Source organism: Mesorhizobium sp. M0500 (assembly GCF_040321165.1).
Lineage (GTDB): Bacteria > Pseudomonadota > Alphaproteobacteria > Rhizobiales > Rhizobiaceae > Mesorhizobium.
This window is the reverse complement of record NZ_JAMYRB010000002.1, coordinates 568515-588605: the sequence shown is the minus strand read 5'-3', so window position 1 is coordinate 588605 and position 20091 is coordinate 568515. Positions and strand designations below refer to the sequence as shown.

Annotated in this window: 24 protein-coding genes; 6 read left to right on the top strand and 18 right to left on the bottom strand. The window is 63.1% G+C overall.

All coding sequences use genetic code 11. The features are described from left to right. The first annotated feature begins 25 nt into the window (after window positions 1–25). A complete protein-coding gene (locus NKI70_RS06695) occupies window positions 26–1060 on the top strand; it encodes an aspartate-semialdehyde dehydrogenase (RefSeq protein WP_023680535.1) in 1035 nt (344 codons plus the stop codon). 284 nt (window positions 1061–1344) lie between these two features. Here NKI70_RS06695 and NKI70_RS06690 read toward each other — a convergent pair whose 3' ends face one another. Then, window positions 1345–1752: an ACT domain-containing protein gene (locus tag NKI70_RS06690; RefSeq protein WP_352577286.1), complete on the bottom strand. Its 408-nt coding sequence runs from the start codon at window positions 1750–1752 to the stop codon at window positions 1345–1347. A gap of 262 nt (window positions 1753–2014) precedes the next feature. On the opposite strand from NKI70_RS06690, the gene NKI70_RS06685 reads away from it, so the two are divergent. Continuing rightward, window positions 2015–2425: a DoxX family protein gene (locus tag NKI70_RS06685; protein ID WP_023680735.1), complete on the top strand. Its 411-nt coding sequence runs from the start codon at window positions 2015–2017 to the stop codon at window positions 2423–2425. Window positions 2426–2616: 191 nt separating this feature from the next. Next, window positions 2617–2880 carry a YMGG-like glycine zipper-containing protein gene (locus NKI70_RS06680; protein ID WP_023680734.1) on the top strand — a complete coding sequence of 88 codons (264 nt, stop codon included), beginning with the start codon at window positions 2617–2619 and terminating at the stop codon, window positions 2878–2880. Window positions 2881–2952: 72 nt separating this feature from the next. Here NKI70_RS06680 and rpsP read toward each other — a convergent pair whose 3' ends face one another. The 7 genes from rpsP to NKI70_RS06645 form a co-directional block, all read right to left on the bottom strand. Then, window positions 2953–3354, bottom strand: a complete 402-nt coding sequence (rpsP, locus tag NKI70_RS06675; protein ID WP_352570046.1) for a 30S ribosomal protein S16 — start codon at window positions 3352–3354, stop codon at window positions 2953–2955. A gap of 50 nt (window positions 3355–3404) precedes the next feature. Further along, window positions 3405–3731, bottom strand: a complete 327-nt coding sequence (locus tag NKI70_RS06670; RefSeq protein ID WP_352450211.1) for a chorismate mutase — start codon at window positions 3729–3731, stop codon at window positions 3405–3407. A gap of 7 nt (window positions 3732–3738) precedes the next feature. After that, window positions 3739–5340: a signal recognition particle protein gene (ffh, locus tag NKI70_RS06665; protein ID WP_352624822.1), complete on the bottom strand. Its 1602-nt coding sequence runs from the start codon at window positions 5338–5340 to the stop codon at window positions 3739–3741. A 309-nt stretch (window positions 5341–5649) separates the two neighbouring features. Further along, complete coding sequence (locus NKI70_RS06660) at window positions 5650–6618, bottom strand: CPBP family intramembrane glutamic endopeptidase (RefSeq protein WP_352624824.1); 969 nt, start codon at window positions 6616–6618, stop codon at window positions 5650–5652. A 147-nt stretch (window positions 6619–6765) separates the two neighbouring features. Further along, window positions 6766–7368, bottom strand: a complete 603-nt coding sequence (locus tag NKI70_RS06655) for a DUF1236 domain-containing protein (protein ID WP_352624826.1) — start codon at window positions 7366–7368, stop codon at window positions 6766–6768. 63 nt (window positions 7369–7431) lie between these two features. Further along, window positions 7432–8526, bottom strand: a complete 1095-nt coding sequence (locus NKI70_RS06650) for a zinc-binding metallopeptidase family protein (RefSeq protein ID WP_352624827.1) — start codon at window positions 8524–8526, stop codon at window positions 7432–7434. A gap of 90 nt (window positions 8527–8616) precedes the next feature. Further along, the gene (locus NKI70_RS06645) at window positions 8617–9864 is read right to left on the bottom strand and encodes a flavin monoamine oxidase family protein (protein ID WP_023680727.1); all 1248 of its coding nucleotides are present in this window, start codon (window positions 9862–9864) and stop codon (window positions 8617–8619) included. A 185-nt stretch (window positions 9865–10049) separates the two neighbouring features. Between NKI70_RS06645 and NKI70_RS06640 the strand changes: the two genes are divergently transcribed. Next, a complete protein-coding gene (locus NKI70_RS06640; RefSeq protein ID WP_352470839.1) occupies window positions 10050–10850 on the top strand; it encodes a lytic murein transglycosylase in 801 nt (266 codons plus the stop codon). Window positions 10851–10958: 108 nt separating this feature from the next. On the opposite strand, the gene NKI70_RS06635 is transcribed toward NKI70_RS06640, so the two are convergent. Beyond that, window positions 10959–11186 carry a hypothetical protein gene (locus tag NKI70_RS06635; protein ID WP_352724394.1) on the bottom strand — a complete coding sequence of 76 codons (228 nt, stop codon included), beginning with the start codon at window positions 11184–11186 and terminating at the stop codon, window positions 10959–10961. 802 nt (window positions 11187–11988) lie between these two features. Continuing rightward, window positions 11989–13212, bottom strand: coding sequence for an argininosuccinate synthase (locus tag NKI70_RS06630; protein WP_352697006.1), 1224 nt, complete (start codon window positions 13210–13212; stop codon window positions 11989–11991). A 169-nt stretch (window positions 13213–13381) separates the two neighbouring features. On the opposite strand from NKI70_RS06630, the gene NKI70_RS06625 reads away from it, so the two are divergent. Further along, a complete protein-coding gene (locus tag NKI70_RS06625) occupies window positions 13382–14023 on the top strand; it encodes a LysE family translocator (RefSeq protein WP_352479689.1) in 642 nt (213 codons plus the stop codon). Here NKI70_RS06625 and NKI70_RS06620 read toward each other — a convergent pair. From NKI70_RS06620 to NKI70_RS06605, 4 genes are all read right to left on the bottom strand, one after another. Next, complete coding sequence (locus NKI70_RS06620) at window positions 13995–14474, bottom strand: hypothetical protein (RefSeq protein WP_352621555.1); 480 nt, start codon at window positions 14472–14474, stop codon at window positions 13995–13997. The genes NKI70_RS06625 and NKI70_RS06620 overlap by 29 nt on opposite strands. Continuing rightward, window positions 14471–14872 (bottom strand): hypothetical protein, encoded by a 402-nt coding sequence (locus NKI70_RS06615; RefSeq protein ID WP_352724393.1) that lies wholly within the window; start codon window positions 14870–14872, stop codon window positions 14471–14473. The genes NKI70_RS06620 and NKI70_RS06615 overlap by 4 nt, the downstream gene beginning before the upstream one ends. Before the next feature lie 20 nt (window positions 14873–14892). Beyond that, entirely contained in the window at window positions 14893–16125 is a 1233-nt protein-coding gene (rlmN, locus tag NKI70_RS06610; protein WP_352697004.1) for a dual-specificity RNA methyltransferase RlmN, read from the bottom strand. 266 nt (window positions 16126–16391) lie between these two features. Beyond that, the gene (locus NKI70_RS06605) at window positions 16392–16898 is read right to left on the bottom strand and encodes an invasion associated locus B family protein (protein WP_023721899.1); all 507 of its coding nucleotides are present in this window, start codon (window positions 16896–16898) and stop codon (window positions 16392–16394) included. A gap of 360 nt (window positions 16899–17258) precedes the next feature. On the opposite strand from NKI70_RS06605, the gene NKI70_RS06600 reads away from it, so the two are divergent. Then, the gene (locus tag NKI70_RS06600) at window positions 17259–17867 is read left to right on the top strand and encodes a methyltransferase family protein (RefSeq protein WP_352570032.1); all 609 of its coding nucleotides are present in this window, start codon (window positions 17259–17261) and stop codon (window positions 17865–17867) included. A gap of 45 nt (window positions 17868–17912) precedes the next feature. On the opposite strand, the gene NKI70_RS06595 is transcribed toward NKI70_RS06600, so the two are convergent. From NKI70_RS06595 to NKI70_RS06580, 4 genes are all read right to left on the bottom strand, one after another. After that, the gene (locus tag NKI70_RS06595) at window positions 17913–18275 is read right to left on the bottom strand and encodes a YkvA family protein (protein WP_031212728.1); all 363 of its coding nucleotides are present in this window, start codon (window positions 18273–18275) and stop codon (window positions 17913–17915) included. Window positions 18276–18367: 92 nt separating this feature from the next. Continuing rightward, window positions 18368–18664, bottom strand: coding sequence for a 4a-hydroxytetrahydrobiopterin dehydratase (locus tag NKI70_RS06590; RefSeq protein ID WP_023679826.1), 297 nt, complete (start codon window positions 18662–18664; stop codon window positions 18368–18370). A gap of 6 nt (window positions 18665–18670) precedes the next feature. Beyond that, the gene (thpR, locus tag NKI70_RS06585) at window positions 18671–19267 is read right to left on the bottom strand and encodes an RNA 2',3'-cyclic phosphodiesterase (RefSeq protein WP_352456356.1); all 597 of its coding nucleotides are present in this window, start codon (window positions 19265–19267) and stop codon (window positions 18671–18673) included. A gap of 137 nt (window positions 19268–19404) precedes the next feature. Then, the gene (locus NKI70_RS06580; RefSeq protein WP_352577260.1) at window positions 19405–20049 is read right to left on the bottom strand and encodes an arylesterase; all 645 of its coding nucleotides are present in this window, start codon (window positions 20047–20049) and stop codon (window positions 19405–19407) included. Window positions 20050–20091 lie beyond the last annotated feature (42 nt).

The window sequence follows — 20091 nt, the reverse complement described above, 5'->3', positions numbered from 1 at the left end:
GAGCGGAGAGGGACAGGAGATTTCGATGAGTTTCAAGGTTGCGATCGTCGGCGCCACGGGCAATGTGGGCCGGGAAATGCTCAACATACTCGAAGAGCGCGGCTTTCCGGTGAGCGAGGTGGTGGCGCTGGCCTCGCGGCGCAGCCAGGGCACGGAAGTGTCGTTCGGCGACCGCACGCTGAAGGTCAGAGCGCTCGACCAATATGATTTTTCAGATACCGACATCTGCATCATGTCGGCCGGCGGCAACGTCTCCAAGGAATGGTCGCCGAAGATCGGCAAGCAGGGCTGCGTCGTCATCGATAATTCGTCGGCCTTCCGCTACGACCAGGACGTGCCGCTGATCGTTCCGGAAGTGAACCCGGATGCGATCTCGCTGTTCACGCGCAAGAACATCATTGCCAACCCAAACTGCTCGACGGCGCAGCTGGTCGTGGCGCTGAAGCCGCTGCATGACGCGGCCACCATCAAGCGCGTCGTCGTCGCCACCTACCAGTCGGTCTCCGGCGCCGGCAAGGAAGGCATGGACGAATTGTTCACGCAGACGCGCGCGGTGTTTGTCGCCGACCAGGTCGACGTCAAGAAGTTCACCAAGCGTATCGCCTTCAACGTCATCCCGCATATCGACGTCTTCCTCGACGACGGCTTCACCAAGGAAGAGTGGAAGATGGTGGCCGAGACCAAGAAGATGCTCGACCCGAAGATCAAGCTGACGGCGACCTGCGTGCGCGTGCCGGTGTTCATCGGCCATTCGGAAGCGGTCAACATCGAGTTCGAGAAGCCGATCACCGCCGATGAGGCGCGCGAGATCCTGCGCGAGGCGCCGGGCTGCCAGGTCATCGACAAGCGCGAGGACGGCGGCTACATCACGCCGCTGGAATCGGCCGGCGAGGACGCCACCTTCATCTCGCGCATCCGCGAGGACTCGACCATCGACAACGGCCTGTCGATGTGGATCGTCTCCGACAATCTGCGCAAGGGCGCGGCACTCAATGCGGTGCAGATCGCCGAGCTGCTGGTCGAGCGCGGGCTGATCCAGCCGAAGAAGAAGGCGGCATAACTTTTTCGCTCACGGCCGTATCGCTGCTGTTGCGGCTGGCCCTCCGCGGGGGCGCCGGACGACCGGCGGCCCGCAGTCGCGGGGTCGGCCTTCGGCGGTTGTTTCGCTCACGGCCGTATCGCCGCTACGCGGCTGGCCTCCGCGGGGGGGGCCGGAAGGCCGGCGGCCCGCAGTCGCGGGCTCGGCCTTCGGCCGTTAGCGCCCTTCTCCCCGTTCACGGGGAGAAGGTGCCGGCAGGCGGATGAGGGGCACAGGCGTCTCAAATAGGCAGCAAGGCGACGGCGTCACAGCCGGTTCTCCTCCGCTAGGTCCAACAGCAACTCCAGCGCCTCCTCCGCCCGGTCGGCGGGCACGAACAGATGATCGTGGTAGAAGGCCGAGACCGGATTGACGCCGATGCCGGCGGTGGCCAGCCGCGCGGTGATGGCGGCGAGGAAGCCGACCGCTTCCAGCGACGAATGGATGTTCAGCGTCAGCATCCGGCAGCGGAACACGGTTTTCAGTCCAGCGGCCTTGGCATGGTCTTCAAGCACGATCAGCGTCGTGCCCTCGCGCTCGCGAAACAGCATCACCGGGTGGAGCCTGTCGGGAACGGGCGCATCGGGTGGCAACGTGGTGAAGACATGAACGCCGGCAAGCAATTCCGGCGTCATTGCCGCCAGCAACTTTTTCAGGTCGGTCTCTCCGGCCATCGGTTGCTTTCGTTGTGCGATCAGGCGGCGGCTGCCGTCGAGCGCTCGGAAGACACCCCTACGGATTTTCAATAACGCCCTCCATCTCACCCCGCAAGGTGGACTTGACCAGGTTCGTTGCTGACTGAACTTGCACATCCAAGGTCGCCGTCCCCCCGGACCTGAAAAAGAACTGGAGGCATGTCGGATCGCCGTCATGGGCCGCGTCCTTGGTTCGAGCTGGCGGAGGAGCCAGTGCTCACAACGACCGGAGGGAACATCAATGACCATGTCTCAGGCAGCACCCGTCTCACCGCGTGCCCTGTGGGCCGGCCGCGTGCTCAGCGCCGTCATCGTGCTGTTCATGATCTTCGACGGCGTCATCAAGCTACCGCCGCTCGAAATCGTCACCCAGACCATGGTGCAGCTCGGCTGGCCGGCCGATGCCAATGTCTCGCGCATGCTCGGTACCATTGGATTGGTCTCGACAGCGCTTTACGCGCTGCCACGCACCTCGGTGCTCGGCGCCATCCTGCTCACCGCCTATCTCGGCGGCGCAGTCGCCACGCATGTGCGTATCGGCAGCCCTTTGTTCTCGCACATACTGTTCGGCGTCTATCTCGGCGCCGTCCTCTGGGGTGGCCTGTATCTGCGCGATCCAAGGGTGCGCGCGTTGTTCCCGTTCAGCCAATAGCGGCGATTTCGAAAGCCGTTCGATGGTGGCCACGCCGCCAGAGCGGGCGCGGTCTGCCGCCGCCTTTCTACTCTTTGGATCAAATTGAGCGCCGCCGGGCGGCAGCCGATCTTCTTCTTTGGATCAAATCGCCTGGTTGCGAGTTAGGGGGTGCAGCGGCGAGGACGGCACCCTGTTGGAGAGGAACGACAATGAAAAAGGTGATGATCTTGATGGCCTTGCTGGTCCCGCTCGGTGCCTGCTCCCGTACTGAGCAAGGCGCGGCAGTTGGTGGCCTGGGCGGTGCGGCGGTCGGCGCTGCGGTGGCCGGCAACCCGACCAAGGGCGCGGTGATCGGCGGTGCGGCCGGCGCTTTGGCCGGTGCACTGATCGGCCGTGCCAGCGAAAGCGGCCAATGCCGTTATCGCGATCGCAACGGTCGTGTCTACGTTGCGAGTTGCCCGGAAGGCTATTGATCGGGCCGCATCATATGGATGCAATAGCAAAACGGCGGGCAGGGCCCGCCGTTTCGTGGTTGTGGAGATGATTTATTCGGCGCTGGCGGCTTCCGCCTCGGCCGGCGCGGCTGCGGCGGCGGCAACGGCCGCGGCGGCATCTTCCTGCGCCTTCTTCAGCAAGGCTGCGCGCTCCTGCGCCTTCTTGCCGGGCTCGGCCTTGTTCGGGTTGAAGCGGGCTTCGCGCTTGGCGATGCCGGCTTCATCGAGGAAGCGCAGCACGCGGTCGGTCGGCTGGGCGCCATGCGACAGCCAATGCTTGACGCGCTCGGCGTCGACCTTGACGCGTTCGCCGTCCTTGGGCAGCAGCGGATTCCACGAGCCGAGCGACTCGATGAAACGGCCGTCGCGCGGCGAACGCGCGTCGGCGACGACGACATGGTAATAGGGACGCTTCTTCGAGCCCGCACGGGCCAATCGGATTTTCAGTGGCATTTCTTTTCTCCTAAAAGCTCTGATTCGGTTGATCGGTTGGTGGCTGGTCCTCAGCCGGTTTTCGCTACGCCGTTGGATGCGGCGATCTGCTCGTGATGGCGGATCACTTCGCGGACGACGAAGTTCAGGAATTTCTCCGCGAAATCCGGGTCGAGATGGGCGTCCTTCGCCAGTTGGCGAAGACGGGCGATCTGCTCCTGCTCGCGCGCCGGATCGGCAGGCGGCAGGCCATGTTCCGCCTTCAGCACGCCGACTGCCTTGGTGCAGCGGAAGCGCTCGGCCAGCATGTGGATCAGCGCCGCGTCGATATTGTCGATCGAGGCGCGATAATTGGCCAGCGCCGCACGCGCGTCCGCCATGTCCTTCTCTTCGTTCATGGCGCCCTCACTTCTTCTTGCCGAGGCCAGGCAGCCCGCCACCGCCCGGCAGGCCGGGAAGTTTCATGCCGCCGGGCAGCCCGGGCAGGCCACCGCCACCGGGAAGACCACCGGGCAGGCCCTTCATGCCGCCGAGCCCGGCCGCCTGCGCCTGCTTCTGCAAGGCGTCGAGCTGCTTGGGGTCCATCTTGGAGAGATCCGGCATGCCGCCGCCCATCATGCCGCCTGCGCCGCCAGGCATCATGCCGCCGAGCCCCATCTTGGAAGCGAGGCCGCCCATCATGCCGCGCATCAGGCCGCCGCCTTTGCCCTTGCCGCCCATCGCCTTCATCATGTCGGCCATGCCGCGATGCATCTTCAACAGTTTGTTGATTTCGGCCGCGTCAGTACCCGAGCCGGCGGCGATGCGCTTCTTGCGCGAGTGCTTCAGAATATCGGGGTTGGCGCGCTCGGCCTTGGTCATCGACGAGATGATGGCGAGCTGGCGACCGAACATCTTGTCGTCGAGCCCGGCGGCGGCCATCTGGTCCTTCATCTTGCCCATGCCGGGCATCATGCCCATGATGCCACCCATGCCACCCATTTTCGACATTTGCTGAAGCTGGCCGGCGAGGTCGTTCAGGTCGAACTTGCCCGACTGCATCTTCCTGGCCATCGCCGCGGCCTGTTCGGCGTCGATGTTCTCGGCCGCCTTTTCGACGAGGCTGACGATGTCGCCCATGCCGAGGATGCGGTCGGCGATGCGCTTGGGGTGGAATTCCTCCAGCGCGTCCATTTTTTCGCCGGTGCCGATCAGCTTGATCGGCTTACCGGTGACGGCGCGCATCGAGAGCGCCGCACCACCGCGGCCGTCGCCGTCCATGCGGGTCAGCACGAGGCCGGTGATGCCGACGCGCTCGTCGAAGCTTTTTGCCAGATTGACGGCGTCCTGGCCGGTCAGCGAATCGGCGACCAGCAGGATCTCGTGCGGCGACGACATCTTCTTGATGTCGGCCATCTCGACCATCAACGGCTCGTCGATATGGGTGCGGCCGGCGGTGTCGAGGATGACGACGTCATGGCCGCCGAGCTTGGCCGCCTGCACGGCGCGGCGGGCGATATCGACCGGCGTCTGGCCGGCGACGATCGGCAATGTGGCGACCTTGACCTGCTCGCCGAGCTGGCGGAGCTGCTCTTGCGCGGCGGGACGCCGCGTGTCGAGCGAGGCCATCAAGACTTTCTTGTTTTGACGGTCGGCGAGGCGCCTGGCGATCTTGGCCGAGGTCGTCGTCTTGCCGGAACCCTGCAAGCCGACCATCATGATGACGACCGGAGCCGGTGCATTGAGGTCGATGGCGACGCCCTCGGCGCCGAGCATCTCGACCAGCTCGTCATGGACGATCTTGACGACCATCTGGCCGGGCTTGATCGACTTGACCACGGCGGCGCCGACGGCCTTCTCGCGCACCTTGTCGGTGAAGGAACGCACCACTTCCAGCGCCACGTCGGCCTCAAGCAACGCACGGCGCACCTCGCGCAGCGCCGCCGAGACATCAGCCTCCGACAAGGCGCCGCGGCCGGTGAGGCCGTTCAGGATCGAACCAAGACGTTCCTGTAGCGATTCAAACATTCTTTTTCCTTTTCCCTGGCACCCGGATGATGCCCGAGAGGTAATGCGTTCGCGCCAACTGTCCAAGCAAAAGCCGGTCTGGGCAAAGCCCAAAGCCAAAAAGCACCCGGGGGCGCACAGCGCTGCCGGGTGTTGGCCTCCGGGATCGATTTACAGCACTTCACCTCAAAGAGGTTTCGGCGTCCCGGTCGGTTTGCTCGGAGGAATACTCGTCGCGGAATTCGCGGCGTGTAGACAGGAAATCGGCCGCAGAGTCAAGCTTTGGTCAAGCTTTGCGTCAAATAGCTCAGGACGACCAGGCAATGCACATCAGCGCACGCTGCCGGCGCGCGCCATATCCGGCTCGACCTTCAGCGGTGAGCGCGGATGTAAAAGCAGCAGAACGGTCAACAGGCTACTGACGATGCCGATCGAAGCGATGAGGACGGCGTCTGAAGTCGTCCAGCCGGCGGCTTCGAGCGGCTTGGCGTTGAACAGGGCGAAGGAATTATAGCTTTGCTGGTGCGAAATCAGCAGGAAGCCGGTCAGATTGTTGCCGAGATGGGCGCCAAAGCCGGCACCGAGATTGCCGGTTGCATAGACCAGAAGCGTCAGCAGCAGCGCAAAGGCGGCGATCGAGGCCAGCACGCAGGCATTGATGGCAGCGCTCGAACCTGGGCTCCAGTGCAGGGAGGTGAACAGCAATCCCGGCAGCAGCGCCCAGATGAAAGGGTTCTGAAACCGGCTGGCCAGGCCCCTGAGCAGATAACCGCGAAACAGCATCTCCTCCGACGAGGTCTGCAGAAAGGTCAGGGCGGCGATCGGGATCAGGAACGAAAGCCACGCGGACAGGCCGATCGCGCCGCGGGCGATGTCGGGCTGCAAACCATAAAGCAGGATCTCGGAAAGCAGCGAGGTGATCAGCACCGCGGTCAGTCCTTTCAGGAACCCCGACCAAGAAATGCGCCGGCTGACGCCAATCAGGGCTGTCAGCTTCTCGCGATGGATCCAGCGCATGGCAGCCCAAAGGCCGAGCCAGATTCCGGCAAATGAAGCCAGCGCCGCGAGGATGCCCGCAGGAGAGGCCATGAAATCCTGCACCGCTCCTCCACTTGGCGGGGCGGTGCCAGACGATGCCTGCCAAACAGCAAAGGCATAGGTGCCGCCGAACAGCACGGCGGCAGTGGTTCCGAGCCAGAACAGGATGACGACCACCGCTCCAAGCAGAAGCCGCGGCAAAGTGGTCTTGTTGTTGGCGGTGTGCCGGTACTGTTGGAAGACGGTTGGGTCGATCGTCACGCGGGCTCGCTGGCTGGTGCTTCGGCTCGCAAGGTCTAGAACATCGGCCCCAATGTGGAAACCGGTATTGCAGCGGCAATACCGGCTTGTGGCAATGTCGGGAGTGCGAGCGGCCGCCATTACAGGGCGACCGCCCTGTTTGTATCGTCAGCGCACGACGTACACGATACGCCGGCTGCCCGGATCGACCAGTGCCGGCTGGCCGTTCACATAGACGTAGCGGTAATCATAGTCCGGAATCTCGCGCAGCTCGACGGTGTCAGGCAACGTCCCGCCCGTCACCACCTCGCCCTCGAGATAGACCGGATCGAGCCGATGCGTACGTACATAGGTATGGATCTCGGCCGGCGGTCTCCGGATAGGCTCGATCGCCTCGCCCGCAACGATCGCTCCGGTGTAGCTGTCGGAATATTCGGCGCTATCGGCGGGCGGCGTCACGACGGCAATGTCGGCGCTGGCCGGACGCTGTGTCAGGACCACACGGCTGCCGCCGAAATCGGCCGTCACATAGTCGGAATAGACCCAGCCCTGGCCGTTAGCCTCGGCGATAGTGCACCATTTGCTGTTGGCGATGCAGCCGTCGAGCGTCGCCGACTGGCCGGCCGCGAGCACGCCGATCACCGGATATTGCGGGCCGGGGCCGGCGCGTACATTGAGATCAGTGATGGCCGAGACGGCGGTGTCGGCCAATGCAGAGCCCGACATCGCTATGAGCGCTCCGGCCACCGCCGGAAACAATATGCGTTTCATGGTCTTCTCTCCGTTTCACAGTCCCTTGGCACGGAAAACGAAGCAAAGCCGCATGCGTTCCGGCTAAAAGGCTTCGGCCGGCTCACGATTTGTTCCAGTCGTTTTCAGCAGGTCGGTCAAAAGCTCGTGAACAAAAGCAAGTTTTTGCGCCGCCACGTCCGAGATGACGAAGGGATAGAGATCGGGCAGGCCCATGCAGCGGTTGATCGAGTTGGACGCCTCCGACAGCACCAGCCAGCGGTCGAGAATCCTTTCGAAAGGCTCTGGCCTGGAGGCGGGTTCCGATGGTGCCGGCTGCAGCTTGCCGCCGGTATCGGCGCGCGGCAGCTCGTTGGCTTCAACGGTTTCCAGCCGGCCGAGCGGGAAATTCAGGGCATGCACCATCTCCAGCGTGTCGGTGATGTGCATGTGATGCGCCCATGTCTCGGCCCAGTCCTCCCATGGGTGCGACGTCGCATAGGCCGAGATATGGCGCTGCTGCCAGTCGGGCGGCGCGCCATCGGCATAATAGGTCTTCAGCGCCTGTTCGTAGCCGGCGCGCTCGTCGCCGAACAAAGCGCGAAAACCGGCAAGCTTTTGCGAATCGTCGCGGATCAGGCGGTCCCAGTAATAATGGCCGAGCTCATGGCGGAAATGGCCGAGCAGCGTGCGGTAGTTCTCGCCCATCTCGACGCGCCGCCGTTCGCGCTCTGCCGAATCCGCCTCGGCGACGTTGAGCGTGATCCGGCCGTTGTCATGACCGGTCAGGATACGTTCGCCGCCCGGACCGCCGCCGATCGGATCGGCAAGAAAATCGAAAGCGAGACCGATCTCGTCGCCAACTTCCTGCTTGGGTGCGACCGGCAGGCCGAAGGCGAGCAGCGAATAGACGGCACGCTTCTTTGCCGCCTCGACACGGATCCAGCGGCGGCGGTTGCCGTCGACCGACAGATCCGGGATCAGCTGGTTCAGCGCACAGGCGCGGCAGAAGGCGTGGCCGGGCTCCGCCATCCAGTTGCAGGCGCATTCGTCGGCATTGGTGCAATGGAAGACGTCGGCGCCGGACAGCGCGAAGCGCGCATGCTCGGGATCGTAGAGCACGAGGCTGGCGCAGTTCAGGCATTGCGCGTTCTCGAAATAGAGACGGTGGCCGCAATGCGGGCAGTCGAAAAGCTTCATTGGCGTCTCAAATCATTCGAAATGCGGAGGACGATACGAGCAGGAGAACGCCAAACGCCTGTCAGCTGCCCACGTTCCTGCCGGCCGATGCTATTTTGCCGCAAGCTGGGCGACGACCTCCTTGGCCACTGCCTCGCCTGACAATCTGGCGCCGCCGCAGGTCTGCATCAGCGGACCTGCCAAATGCTCGCCGGCGAAGAAGATCTTTTCCGCCACGGGCTGCATCAGCGTGGCGCGCGCTTGCGAGCGGCCGGGCCGCGCCGCCGCATAGGCGCCGCGCACGAACCGCTCAGCGCCCCAATTGGTCATCATTGCGCGTCCGACATGCTTTCGTATGTCGCCGCCAAAGATGCCGCAGAGCCGGTCGACGACGAAGTCGATGCCCGCCGCCTCGCCTGCCGCCGACATCTCCCAAGCGAAATCGCCGCCGACGAAACCGACCATCAAATCGAGGTCGAAGGGAAAGCAGAGGAAGTAGATGTCGTGCCGGGCCAACCGCTCGATCAGCAAATCGTCGAACGGCTCCAGGCCGAGTCTTGTACCGGATATTTCGACCGGCAGCTTGGTCAGCATGCCCATCGGCAGGTCGAAGAAGGCGGCGAAATGCGCATCGGGGAGTGCAGGCGAGAACGCAATCTCCTCGAAGGCGAGCACTGCCGGGGAGGCAGTGACGATGACCGCCTTGGCGCAGATGGTACCGCGATCGGTGACGCAGGCTACGCCCGGCCCATCCCAGACGATCTTGCGTACCGGCGTCGACAGTTCCACTGGCACATCGGCACCGAAGCGGGCAACCAGCGTACCGAAGCCTTCCCTGGTGAAATAATTCGGATCGAGATCGGCGGCGGCCTGAAAGTCGCGGATCGATATCTCGTCCTCGTCGGCGCCGAAATCCATCGGCCCGGCGAAGGTTGCGGCGGCGCGCGGCGCGTGTCCCTTGGCGAGCAATGCCGAAAGGCGGTCGTCGTCGCCTTCCCTCACCTGATGTGCCGCCACCAGTTCGAACAGCCTTGCGTCGGCCACCTTCATCGCCGCCTCCTCGGCTTCGCTTGCCTTTCGCTCACGGTAATAGAGATGATCGACATTCATGTCGTGGTGATGAAGCGTCCAGGCAGCGGCCTTCGCCTCGGGAAAGTAGGGATTGCGGTCCGCGGCATGCAGCCAGGCGCAGCCGATGTCGAACGGCACGCCGAAATGCTGGTCGCTGGTCCAGGCGCGGCCGCCAATGCGGTTCACCGCTTCCAACAATTTGAAGGAAAAACCGGCAGCGCGCAGGGTCTTGGAAGCCGAAAGCCCGGCTGAACCGGCGCCGATGATCACGACATCAACGTCTTCCATGCTTATTCTGTCCCCGCCACAATAATTACTTGATCGTAGGCAAATTCCCGGGCGTCCGCCAGTGTGGTGGATTTGAGGTTCCTGCTGTATTGAGTGCATCGGCGTGGCGCCGGGGCAGTGACAAGCAGGTGTTTCGCAGGCAAGTTCGCAATTGGGAACGTGATTCAGGCAACCAGGAGAGCAGCATGGCATTTCTTGCCAAGGGGAAGATGTTTGTAGTGGCCACGGTGGTGGCGGTGCTTGCGCTGGCGACGGGCGCGCAGGCAGCGGCCAGCTGTGGCAAGAGCGGCGCCGGCTTCGAGGCATGGAAACCGGAGTTCGCCGCGGAGGCGAAGGCCGACGGTGTCGGCTCGAAGGGTCTGGCCGCTCTGGCTCGCGCAACCTACGCGACAAAGACGATCTCCGTCGACCGCGCCATCCATAAGGCTTTCAGCGGCTCGGTGGAAGCTTTCATGAAGCGCCGTGGCGCGTCCGCGATCATTGCCAGGGGCCGTGCGCTGAAGAAGGCCAATGCTGCGCTGTTCGACAAGATCGAACGGAATTACGGCGTGTCGCCGGGCGTGTTGCTCGCCATCTGGGGCATGGAGACCGGCTTCGGTTCCGCCATGGGCAACCAGAATACGGTCTCCGCCATTTTAACGCTGGCCTATGACTGTCGCCGTCCGGAGTTCTTCTACCCGCATGCCATTGCGGCCCTGAAGCTGGTTGATCGCGGAGCGTTGAGCGCCTCGTCGGTCGGTGCCGCGCATGGCGAGATCGGCCACACGCAGTTCCTGCCCGGAAATGTTTTGACGTATGGTGTCGGAAACAAAAATCTGCGCGACAAGAGCACTGCGTTGGCTTCCACCGCCAACTTTCTCAAGAGTCATGGTTGGCGGGCCGGCGCGAGCGCGCAGGCGAATATGGGCGCAATCGCTGGCTGGAATTCCGCGAGCGTCTATCAACAGGCCATCGCCCGCATGGCCACGGCGATCGATGCCGACTGACAGGGACCTCTAGAGCTTTGTCTTAACGCAATTCCGGACGGAAAACCGTTTCACACTTTTCCTGGAATTGCTCTATTCGACAGAAAGCCCGGCCAAGCGCCGGACTTTCTATTTCACGTCGAACGCGTAGGAGCAGCCGGCGAGCACCTTGCCGGGATGTGAATCAACGGTTGAGACATTGAGCGCGATGCGCGTGGAAAATGTCATGCCGTCCGCTTCCTCGCTGCTCTCGACGAGCACCTTCTCGCCAAGGAATTTGTCCGGTGGCGCGAGTTCGGGTGCGATGCCGAGTTCGCGGGCAAGGTCTGGTGCGGAAACGCCGTCGAGAACCGCCATCGGCCCGCTCGCGGCAAAGACGACGGACGCCGTCTCGCGCCCGAATACGCGAAGCGGGGCCGGCAATTCATATTGCTTGAGGAAAGGATTGCCGGAAGAAACGTCGTTCCAGCCGAGCTTTGCGGGCGCATCGGGGCGGTCGCTCAGCCAAAGGGCAAAACCACTATAGGTCGGAACGTCAGCCCTGCACTCGACCAGCGCGGGAAGGTCGAGGGAGGGGGGTCATCGTTGGCTTTGGCGACGGCCAAGTTCGCCAGGACAGCCAACGCGGGCAGGAAACCAGCTCCAAGCGTGGCCAAGCGCCTGGGCACATCACGCTCAATAATGCACGTAGCCGCTCAACGGGCATTTCTGAGAAATGGGAATCTGGAAGGGGCCGTCAAAACTTTTGCAGGTACGGAATTTGGAATTCCGCGGCGCCGGGGAAGCCGCTTTTGGCTTGTCCCCGATGACCGTCGGGACTCTGGGACCCTGCGCGTAGCCGCTCAACGGGCATTTCTGGGAAGCGGGAATCTGGAAGGGGCCGTCAAAACTTTTGCAAGTATGGAACTTGGATGTTTGCCCCGCCGGGACTTGCGTGGACTGACCCGCGGTAAAGACGGCCACCGCCGCAAGCAGAAGAAAAATTCTGTTTTTCACTGTCAAAGCCCTCCGACCCGCAAGAGAAGTAAGATCAAATCACGGAAAGGTCAAACAGGAAACGATCTGAAATCGCGGCTTCTATTACATTAGAGACGCCAAATAAAACCCGGTGTCCTCACCGGGTTCCTAACTCATCTAAGCATTGGGCCTGTTGGGAATATCAACCCTTGCGACTACGCGCCGCCAGTGTCCTCAGCCTGAGCGCGTTGAGGCGGATGAAGCCTTCGGCATCCTTCTGGTCGTAGGCGCCGCGGTCGTCCTCGAAGGTGACCAGCGCGTCGGAATAGAGCGTCTTCCTCGACTTGCGGCCGGTGACCATGACGTTGCCCTTGTAGAGCTTCAGCCGCACGGTGCCTTCGACGTCTTCCTGGCTCTTGTCGATCATTGCCTGCAGCATCAGGCGCTCGGGCGCGAACCAGAAGCCGTTGTAGATCAGCTCGGCATAGCGCGGCATGAACTCGTCCTTGAGGTGGGCCGCACCGCGGTCGAGCGTGATCGATTCGATCGCCCGATGGGCGGCGATCAGGATGGTGCCGCCGGGGGTCTCGTAGACGCCGCGCGATTTCATGCCGACGAAACGGTTCTCGACCAGGTCGAGCCTGCCGATGCCGTTGTCGCGGCCGAGATCGTTCAGCGCCGCCAGCATCGTTGCCGGCGACAGCTTCTTGCCGTTGAGCGCAACCGGGTCGCCCTTGAGGAATTCGATCTCGATCTCGGTGACCTCATCCGGCGCATCCATCGGCGAGATGGTGCGCTGGTGGACGAATTCCGGCGGCTCGCTCCACGGGTCTTCCAGCACCTTGCCCTCGGACGACGAATGCAGCAGGTTAGCGTCGACCGAGAAAGGCGCATCGCCCTTCTTGTCCTTCGGCACCGGGATCTGGTGCTGCTCGGCGAAGTTGATGAGATCGGTCCGCGACTTGAACGACCAATCGCGCCACGGCGCGATGACCTTGATGTCGGGGTTGAGCGCATAGGCCGACAGCTCGAAACGCACCTGGTCGTTGCCTTTGCCGGTGGCGCCATGGGCGATCGCATCGGCGCCGGTCTCTTTTGCGATCTCGACAAGATGTTTCGAGATCAGCGGCCGGGCGATCGAGGTGCCGAGCAGATATGTGCCTTCATAGACGGCGTTGGCGCGGAACATCGGGAAGACGAAATCGGATACGAACTCCTCGCGGACATCGACGATGCGGATATCCTTGATGCCCATCATCTCGGCCTTGCGCCTGGCCGGCTCCAGTTCGCCACCCTGGCCGAGATCGGCGGTGAAGGTGACGACCTCGGCGCCGAGCTCGGTCTGCAGCCATTTCAGGATGATCGAGGTGTCAAGGCCGCCGGAATAGGCGAGCACGACTTTCTTGACGGCTTTTGCTTTCGACATGGTGGGCGGTTCCGCGACAGGGGTTCTTCGCGGGCGAGGTATCACGCCATTTTAGGCCAGCGCAAGGGACGAACGATGCCTGGACCAGATGCTGTATCGCCCAGAGGCTGGCGAGGACACGGCTCTTGCGGTATGGCTGCGCCGTCTTTTTGCCGCTACGAGACGAACCATGTCCTTCATCCCCGACAGTACGACGCTTATCCAGTTCTCCATCGCCACCTTCATCCTGGCGATCACGCCTGGGCCTGATATGACGCTGTTCGTGTCGCGCACGCTGAGCCAGGGCCGCGCCACCGGCTTTGCCTCGATGGCCGGCGCCTTGTGCGGCACGCTGATTCACACCACGCTGGTGGTGGTCGGCGTCTCGGCGCTGATCGTCGCCTCGCCGATGGCGTTCTTCGTGCTGAAGATTTTTGGCGCCGGCTATCTGGTCTTCCTGGCATGGCAGGCGATCACAAAAGGGTCGGCGTTTTCACCGGAGAAGAAGAGCGGGCCGCAGATCTCGCTGTTCCGCAGCTGGGCGGCGGGGCTCGGGGTCAATCTGCTCAACCCGAAGATCATCCTGTTCTTCATGACCTTCCTGCCGCAATTCGTCTCCGCGCATGATCCCAACGCGCCGGGAAAGCTGTTCTTCCTCGGCGCGATGTTCGTCGTGCTGGCGATCCCGGTGACGGCGCCGATGGTGCTGGCGGCCGAAAAATTCTCGGCCGCGATGAAATCCAGCCCGCGTGTGACCCGCGTCGTCGACTATCTGTTTGCCGGAGTTTTTTCGGCCTTCGCGCTCAAGATCCTGACGGCCCAGGCGAAATAGGGCGTCCGATCTGACGCCAGCTTCCGGCCGAGCGCCCGGCGCTCAGCCAGTAGAAAATACCGCCGACCATACCGCAGCCGATCACCGCCAGCATGACGCTGGTGTTGGTGATCTCGAAATTGGCATCTTTTGTCTGGCGCACGAAGCCGAGGAAGACCGCCGCCACCGCTGCGCCCGCCAGCGCATAGAACAGCCAGTCGCGCCGGCCGAGAATCTCGGAGACGAGGATGGCGACGGCAGCCGGCATGAAGGCGAAATAGGCGACGAACAGTGCGACAAAGGGGACGGAAAACCACAGCGAGGCCTGCGCTACCGGCTGTGTCTCGTCCGTCATCAGCCCCAGAGACGCCAGGAACATGATATTGAGGAAGGCGCTGGCAGCCAGCGATGCAACGCCGTAGCCGACAAGGATGACGGCGAAGCGGATCAGATAGGCGACGAGGCGGTTCACGCGAATTGTCCGGGCATTTGCAGGAACCGGCTCTCGACCAGGCGATAGACGGCTCCTGCCAAGCTTCCCGCAATGATTAGGGCCACCAACACGTCAACGTCCGGTGGCCTCTGTGCCGACGGATGCAGTTTCCAGACCGCAAATACGCACGTCCCAACGAAAGCTCCCCCGACGACAAAAAGAATCCAGCGTCTCGCCTCGAGAACTTGGGAAGCAATGACCATCGGGATTGCCAGCGGTGCGCCAAAGATGCCTGCGATCATCGCTCCAAGCAGCAACAGCGACCAACTATCTCGAGTGGACAGGAAAGCGGGAACACGCCACCACATCAGTGCATCGAGCAGGAAAAAGACCAGAGACATGGCGAAGGCAGCCAGGGCGTAGCAGAGCAAAGTCACTGCCAATCGCCTGAGGTATTTCACGCCTCGCCATGCCCCGCGATCATCATCGCTTCCAGCGCCAGCCGGTCGACCTTGCGCATGCGCTCGGAGTCCGACTTGAGCTGGCCGCAGGCGGCTAGGATGTCGCGGCCGCGCGGCGTGCGGATCGGCGAGGCATAGCCGGCATTGTTGATGTAGTCGGCGAATTTCTCGATCGTCTCCCAGTCCGAGCACTGGTAGTTGGTGCCCGGCCACGGATTGAACGGGATCAGATTGATCTTGGCGGGGATGCCCTTGAGCAGCTTGACCAGCGCCTTGGCGTCGTCGATGGAATCGTTGACGTCCTTCAGCATGACATATTCGAAGGTGATCCGCTTGGCGTTCGACAGGCCTGGATAGGCGCGGCAGGCAGCGATCAGATCCTTCAGCGGATACTTCTTGTTGATGGGCACCAAGAGATCGCGCAAATCGTCATTGGTGGCGTGCAGCGAGATCGCCAGCATGACGCCGATCTCCTCGCCGGTGCGGAAGATTTCGGGCACGACGCCGGAGGTCGACAGCGTGATGCGGCGCTTCGACAGGGAAAGCCCGTCGCCGTCGGATGCGATAAGCAGGGCCTTCTTCACCGCCTCGAAATTGTAGAGCGGCTCGCCCATGCCCATCATGACGACGTTGGACACTTTCCGGCCCTCGGCCGGCACGATGGCGCCGTCGGGCGTATCGCGGTCGGGGAAATCGCCGAGCCGGTCGCGGGCGGTCAAAAGTTGGGCGAGGACTTCCTCCGCCGTCAGGTTGCGCACCAGCTTCTGCGTGCCGGTGTGGCAGAAGGAGCAGGTCAGGGTGCAGCCGACCTGCGAAGAGATGCACAGCGTGCCGCGGCCCTCTTCGGGAATGTAGACGGTCTCGATCTCGACCGGCCGGCCGGCGCCGCGCGGCGGAAAGCGGAACAGCCATTTGCGCGTGCCGTCGGTGGAAATCTGCTCCTCGACGATCTCGGGCCTGGCAACGGTGAAATGCCTGTCGAGCGCCGCGCGCAGATCCTTGGAGATGTTGAACATGCCGGCAAAATCGGAAACGCCGCGCACATAGATCCAATGCCAGAGCTGTTGGGCGCGCATTTTCGCCTGGCGCTCCGGCACGATGCCGGCAGCGACAAGGGCGGCCCCGAGTTCGGCGCGCGTCAAGCCGATCAGCGACGGCTTTTCAGGCGTCGTGCGGGTGCGCAACGCGTCACGCGCGCCTTCGGCGGTAAGATCGAATGAAAGGGTCATTGTTGCGCCAATATAAGCGATTTGCGGCCGAATACAGCATCGTGCCCGAAATGAAGCGCGGCGCATAGCACAGGTTAGCGGCGGAGTCATGCCGGGTTCTTCCTTCTCCCTTTGTGGGAGAAGGTGGCCGAGCGAAGCTCGGTCGGATGAGGGGTGTTCCAGCTTGGCGCCGACGGCGTTCCGTCCAACACCCCTCTTCCGTCTCGGCGCTGCGCGCCGATCCACCTTCTCCCACAAGGGGAGAAGGGAAGACCGCGCCTAACCGCCTACTTGCACTTGGCGATCGAGGCCAGCGCCGCCGAGATGCCCTTCAGCGAGAAGACGTAGGTGGTGGTGTTGCCGCGGCCGGACTTGGCCGACACCTTCATGTCGGTGCCGGTCTTCATCGCGGCGATCAGCACCGGCTCCTCGGCGGCGTTCTCGACCCAGGCCGACTTGCCGCGCGTGAACATCGAAAAAGACTTCTTGTCGATGGTGACGGTGGCCTTGGAACCCTCCTGGAAGGTATAGCCGGCGATGAATTGCGGCTCGTAGGACACTTGCTGCCCCGGCCGCTGGCTGACGAAGAAGAACATGTCGCCGTGATCGAGCGTCGGCGGCTGCTTGTCGGTTGGCACCGTCAGGACATAGCAGACCTTGCCGCCGCCCGACGCCTGATAACTGTAGGTGCCCCAGGCATTATGCTGGCCGATCTTGGTTGCCGACTGCGCCAGCGCGGGCGCCGTCAAGGCCACCAGGGCCAGGCTGGAAACTATAGCAATCAATCCGCGCATCTCTTTTCCCGTATTCCACTGGTGCGGCGGCAGGCCGGCTCGGCGTCCTGCCCGTCGCTTCATTTTGATTTAATCTGGGTTACCAAACGGTGAATTTCCCTGAGAAAAGGATGTTCACGCCAGGAAACCGCCGCCGTCTTCGCGCTGCCGCTCGAAAAAGCGGCTGGCGCACTGTCCCTGCCGCGACTTGGAGGCCACGAAAACGGCAAGAGTTTGACTTTTCAAGCAGCTAGGTCCTTGCAGCCATCCTGGCTTTTCTGATGTACGTGACGAATTTCCCTCCAGATGGTACCATGTCTACGTTCGCCTCCACGACGTTCGGCCAGGGCGCCCTTCTTGGCGGCTACGGGAGATTTGGCCATGGCCGTTTCCGAGACAGTCCTGATCCTGGCGGGCGGCACAGCCGTCCTGGCGATTGTGTTCGGCATTCGTGTCGCCATGCGGCGGGCGGCCGGTGGCGCGGTGCGCCGGTCGGATGCCGGGGAGACGGCGGGCGGATCGGGCGCGCCCGACGTGGCCGGGGTCATTGCGCTGCCACCTTTGATCTTCCTCGGCTTCCTGGTGGCGGCAACCGTGCTCGAGGTGCTCGTGCCGCTCCCGGTCATGGCCGGGCAGGCGCTCGCCCGCTATCTGACCGGCGCCGTGCTCGCGGTGTGCGGCTTCGTGTTCATCTTTATGGCAGCGGGCCGCTTTCAGGCCGCTGGAACCAACATACCACCGACCTTGCCGACGACGGCGCTGGTCGTCGACGGTATCTATCGGCGCACCAGGAATCCGTTCTATCTGGGAACGACCCTCATCTATTTGGGCCTCGGCGTCGCGGCCGGAAGTCTTTGGGCTATTGCGCTCGTCGTCCCGCTGCTGTGGGTGATCAATACCGGCGTAATCGCGCCGGAAGAGCGCTATCTCGAGCGGAAGTTCGGAGATGCCTATCGCGCCTACAAGGCGCGGGTGCGGCGGTGGGTTTGACGGCCGGAAAGTCGGTTCTCACGCGATTTTTTGCGCCGTACCGGCTCAGCTCTTGTCGGCGATGGCCTGCCTGGCGGCGAGCCGGTGCGCCGGCGTGATGTGGGCGCTGACGGCGGTAATCGCGGCGGTCAGCACGGCGATGTCGTCGGTGAAGCCTAGCCCAAGGATGAAATCGGGGATGACGTCCGTCGGCAGCACGAAATAGCCGAGCGCAGCCAGCAAGGTGCCCTTGGCGCGCAGCGGCGTCTTCTTGTCCATGGCACAGTAATAGGCGGCGACCACCTCTTCCATGAACGGGATCTGCCGGGCGGCCTTCTTCGCCGTACGCCAGAACTTTTCGCGCACTTCGCTCTCGTTGCCCGGCTTGCTGCCGAGGCCAAAGAAATCAAAACCGGATTTTTGCGCCATCAACCTCTCCTTGCGGCCGTCGCGTGACTTCACGCGTGACCGCGAGGCAAAATGTGGTGAAAGCCGAACCTCGCTGCAAGGTGCAGATAGGCTCAGCCGCCGAAATAGCGGTTCATTTTCCTGGCCAGATCGAAATCCAGCGCGGTCAGGCCGCCGGCGTCGTGCGTGTTGAGGGTCACGTTTACCGTCTTGTAGACGTTCGACCAGTCGGGATGGTGGTCCATCTTCTCCGCGGCCAGGGCAACGCGGGTCATGAAGGCAAAGGCTTCGGAGAAATTCTTGAAGGTGAAGCTGCGGGTGATCGAGCCACCATCCTTGGCCAGCGACCAGCCGTCGAGGCCGGCAAGTTCGGCGCGGATCGCCTCTTTTGCTAGTTTCTCCCTGGCCATGTCCGTCTACCGCATGATCCGCGAAGCGTCGGCGGCGCCGACCAAACGGCTGGCGACGCGGTTGTCAGCACCTGAAAGCGGCCAGGCCTCCTCGACGACGTAAGGCCCGCCGCCGACCGAATCGCGCGACGACATCAGCACGAAGCGGCCGATCCGGAACGGCAGCGTCGAAAAATTGCCGCGCGCCGACAGATACTGGGCGACATCGAGCGGGCTCGAATTGCGCAGGCGGGCCAGCGTCACATGCGGCATGAACTTGCGCGGGTCGGCCGGGATGCCGAGCCGCTGGCAGATGCGCTCGATCTCGGCCTGCAATGCGGAAAGATCGGGCGAAGCGGCGACCCCGGCCCACACCGCATGCGGCTTCTTCTGGCCGAAGGCGCCGACGCCGGACAGCGTCAGCGGGAAGGACGGGCGGTGAACACGGTCAAGCGCATTGGCGATTTCGTCGGCGACATGGCCCTCGACATCGCCGATGAAGCGCAGCGTCAGATGATAGTTCTCGACGTCGATCCAGCGGGCTCCGGGCAGGCCGCCCCTGAGCAGGGACAGCGAAAGAGCGGCATCACGCGGTATCTCGAGGGCGGTAAAAAGACGCGGCATGGGAAGCCTCCTGTCCTCGAATCGAACTCTTGCCCCTAGCGAATCATCGATATTCAAACGGGGCAAGGGGTTTGTTGGTCGCAGGCCTGCCTAAAAGCTTCCCCTGCGGAAGGTGTTGCGACGGCGAGCCCTCGCCTTCAGGAATTGCCCCGGACCGCTTCAATGGTCTTCTCCACACTGGGCAGGATACCCTCGACGATGCGGTCGACGCCTCGGGCGTTTGGATGAAGGCCGTCCTCGAGTTGCAGGACGGATTGACCGGCGATGCCCTTGAGAAAGAAAGGATAGAGCGGCACGCCATATTTTTCAGCCAGTCTCGGAAAGGTCGCGTCGAAGGCGTTCTGGTAGTCGGCGCCGAGATTGGGCGCCGCGCGCATTCCGGCCAGCAAAACGGCGATCTTGCGCTGCTTCAGTTTTGCCAGCATGGCATCCAGGTTCTTTTCCGCTATGGCGGGCGAAACGCCGCGCAGCATGTCGTTGGCGCCGAGCTCCAGGATGACGAGCTGCGTGCCGTCCGGCACCGACCAGTCGAGCCGCGACAGGCCGCCGCTCGTCGTATCGCCGGAGACGCCGGCATTGGCGACCGTGACATCGTAGCCCTTGGCGCGCAGCGCCGCCTGCAGCTTCTCGGTGAAGCCCTGACCTGGCCCGAGGCCATAACCCGCCATCAAGCTGTCGCCGAAACCGACAATGGTGAACGGTTCGGCGCGCGCCGACGAAATGGCGCCGCAAATGGCGAGGAAAAGGGCGAAGGCTGCGGCAAAGGTGTGTTTGAAAGCCATGCGGCAGGCCCCATATGACCAGGAACATCTGTTGGCGAAGGC

Coding starts and splice junctions, on each gene's coding strand:
- NKI70_RS06580 (WP_352577260.1), bottom strand. CDS start 20,049: ATGGCTTTCAAACACACCTTTGCCGCAGCCTTCGCCCTTTTCCTCGCC.
- NKI70_RS06690 (WP_352577286.1), bottom strand. CDS start 1,752: ATGGCCGGAGAGACCGACCTGAAAAAGTTGCTGGCGGCAATGACGCCG.
- NKI70_RS06650 (WP_352624827.1), bottom strand. CDS start 8,526: ATGAAGCTTTTCGACTGCCCGCATTGCGGCCACCGTCTCTATTTCGAG.
- NKI70_RS06680 (WP_023680734.1), top strand. CDS start 2,617: ATGAAAAAGGTGATGATCTTGATGGCCTTGCTGGTCCCGCTCGGTGCC.
- NKI70_RS06600 (WP_352570032.1), top strand. CDS start 17,259: ATGGCCGTTTCCGAGACAGTCCTGATCCTGGCGGGCGGCACAGCCGTC.
- NKI70_RS06635 (WP_352724394.1), bottom strand. CDS start 11,186: ATGGCGGTTCTCGACGGCGTTTCCGCACCAGACCTTGCCCGCGAACTC.
- NKI70_RS06655 (WP_352624826.1), bottom strand. CDS start 7,368: ATGAAACGCATATTGTTTCCGGCGGTGGCCGGAGCGCTCATAGCGATG.
- NKI70_RS06695 (WP_023680535.1), top strand. CDS start 26: ATGAGTTTCAAGGTTGCGATCGTCGGCGCCACGGGCAATGTGGGCCGG.
- NKI70_RS06630 (WP_352697006.1), bottom strand. CDS start 13,212: ATGTCGAAAGCAAAAGCCGTCAAGAAAGTCGTGCTCGCCTATTCCGGC.
- rlmN (WP_352697004.1), bottom strand. CDS start 16,125: ATGACCCTTTCATTCGATCTTACCGCCGAAGGCGCGCGTGACGCGTTG.
- NKI70_RS06625 (WP_352479689.1), top strand. CDS start 13,382: ATGTCCTTCATCCCCGACAGTACGACGCTTATCCAGTTCTCCATCGCC.
- NKI70_RS06605 (WP_023721899.1), bottom strand. CDS start 16,898: ATGCGCGGATTGATTGCTATAGTTTCCAGCCTGGCCCTGGTGGCCTTG.
- NKI70_RS06670 (WP_352450211.1), bottom strand. CDS start 3,731: ATGAACGAAGAGAAGGACATGGCGGACGCGCGTGCGGCGCTGGCCAAT.
- NKI70_RS06645 (WP_023680727.1), bottom strand. CDS start 9,864: ATGGAAGACGTTGATGTCGTGATCATCGGCGCCGGTTCAGCCGGGCTT.
- thpR (WP_352456356.1), bottom strand. CDS start 19,267: ATGCCGCGTCTTTTTACCGCCCTCGAGATACCGCGTGATGCCGCTCTT.
- rpsP (WP_352570046.1), bottom strand. CDS start 3,354: ATGCCACTGAAAATCCGATTGGCCCGTGCGGGCTCGAAGAAGCGTCCC.
- NKI70_RS06590 (WP_023679826.1), bottom strand. CDS start 18,664: ATGGCCAGGGAGAAACTAGCAAAAGAGGCGATCCGCGCCGAACTTGCC.
- ffh (WP_352624822.1), bottom strand. CDS start 5,340: ATGTTTGAATCGCTACAGGAACGTCTTGGTTCGATCCTGAACGGCCTC.
- NKI70_RS06595 (WP_031212728.1), bottom strand. CDS start 18,275: ATGGCGCAAAAATCCGGTTTTGATTTCTTTGGCCTCGGCAGCAAGCCG.
- NKI70_RS06685 (WP_023680735.1), top strand. CDS start 2,015: ATGACCATGTCTCAGGCAGCACCCGTCTCACCGCGTGCCCTGTGGGCC.
- NKI70_RS06640 (WP_352470839.1), top strand. CDS start 10,050: ATGGCATTTCTTGCCAAGGGGAAGATGTTTGTAGTGGCCACGGTGGTG.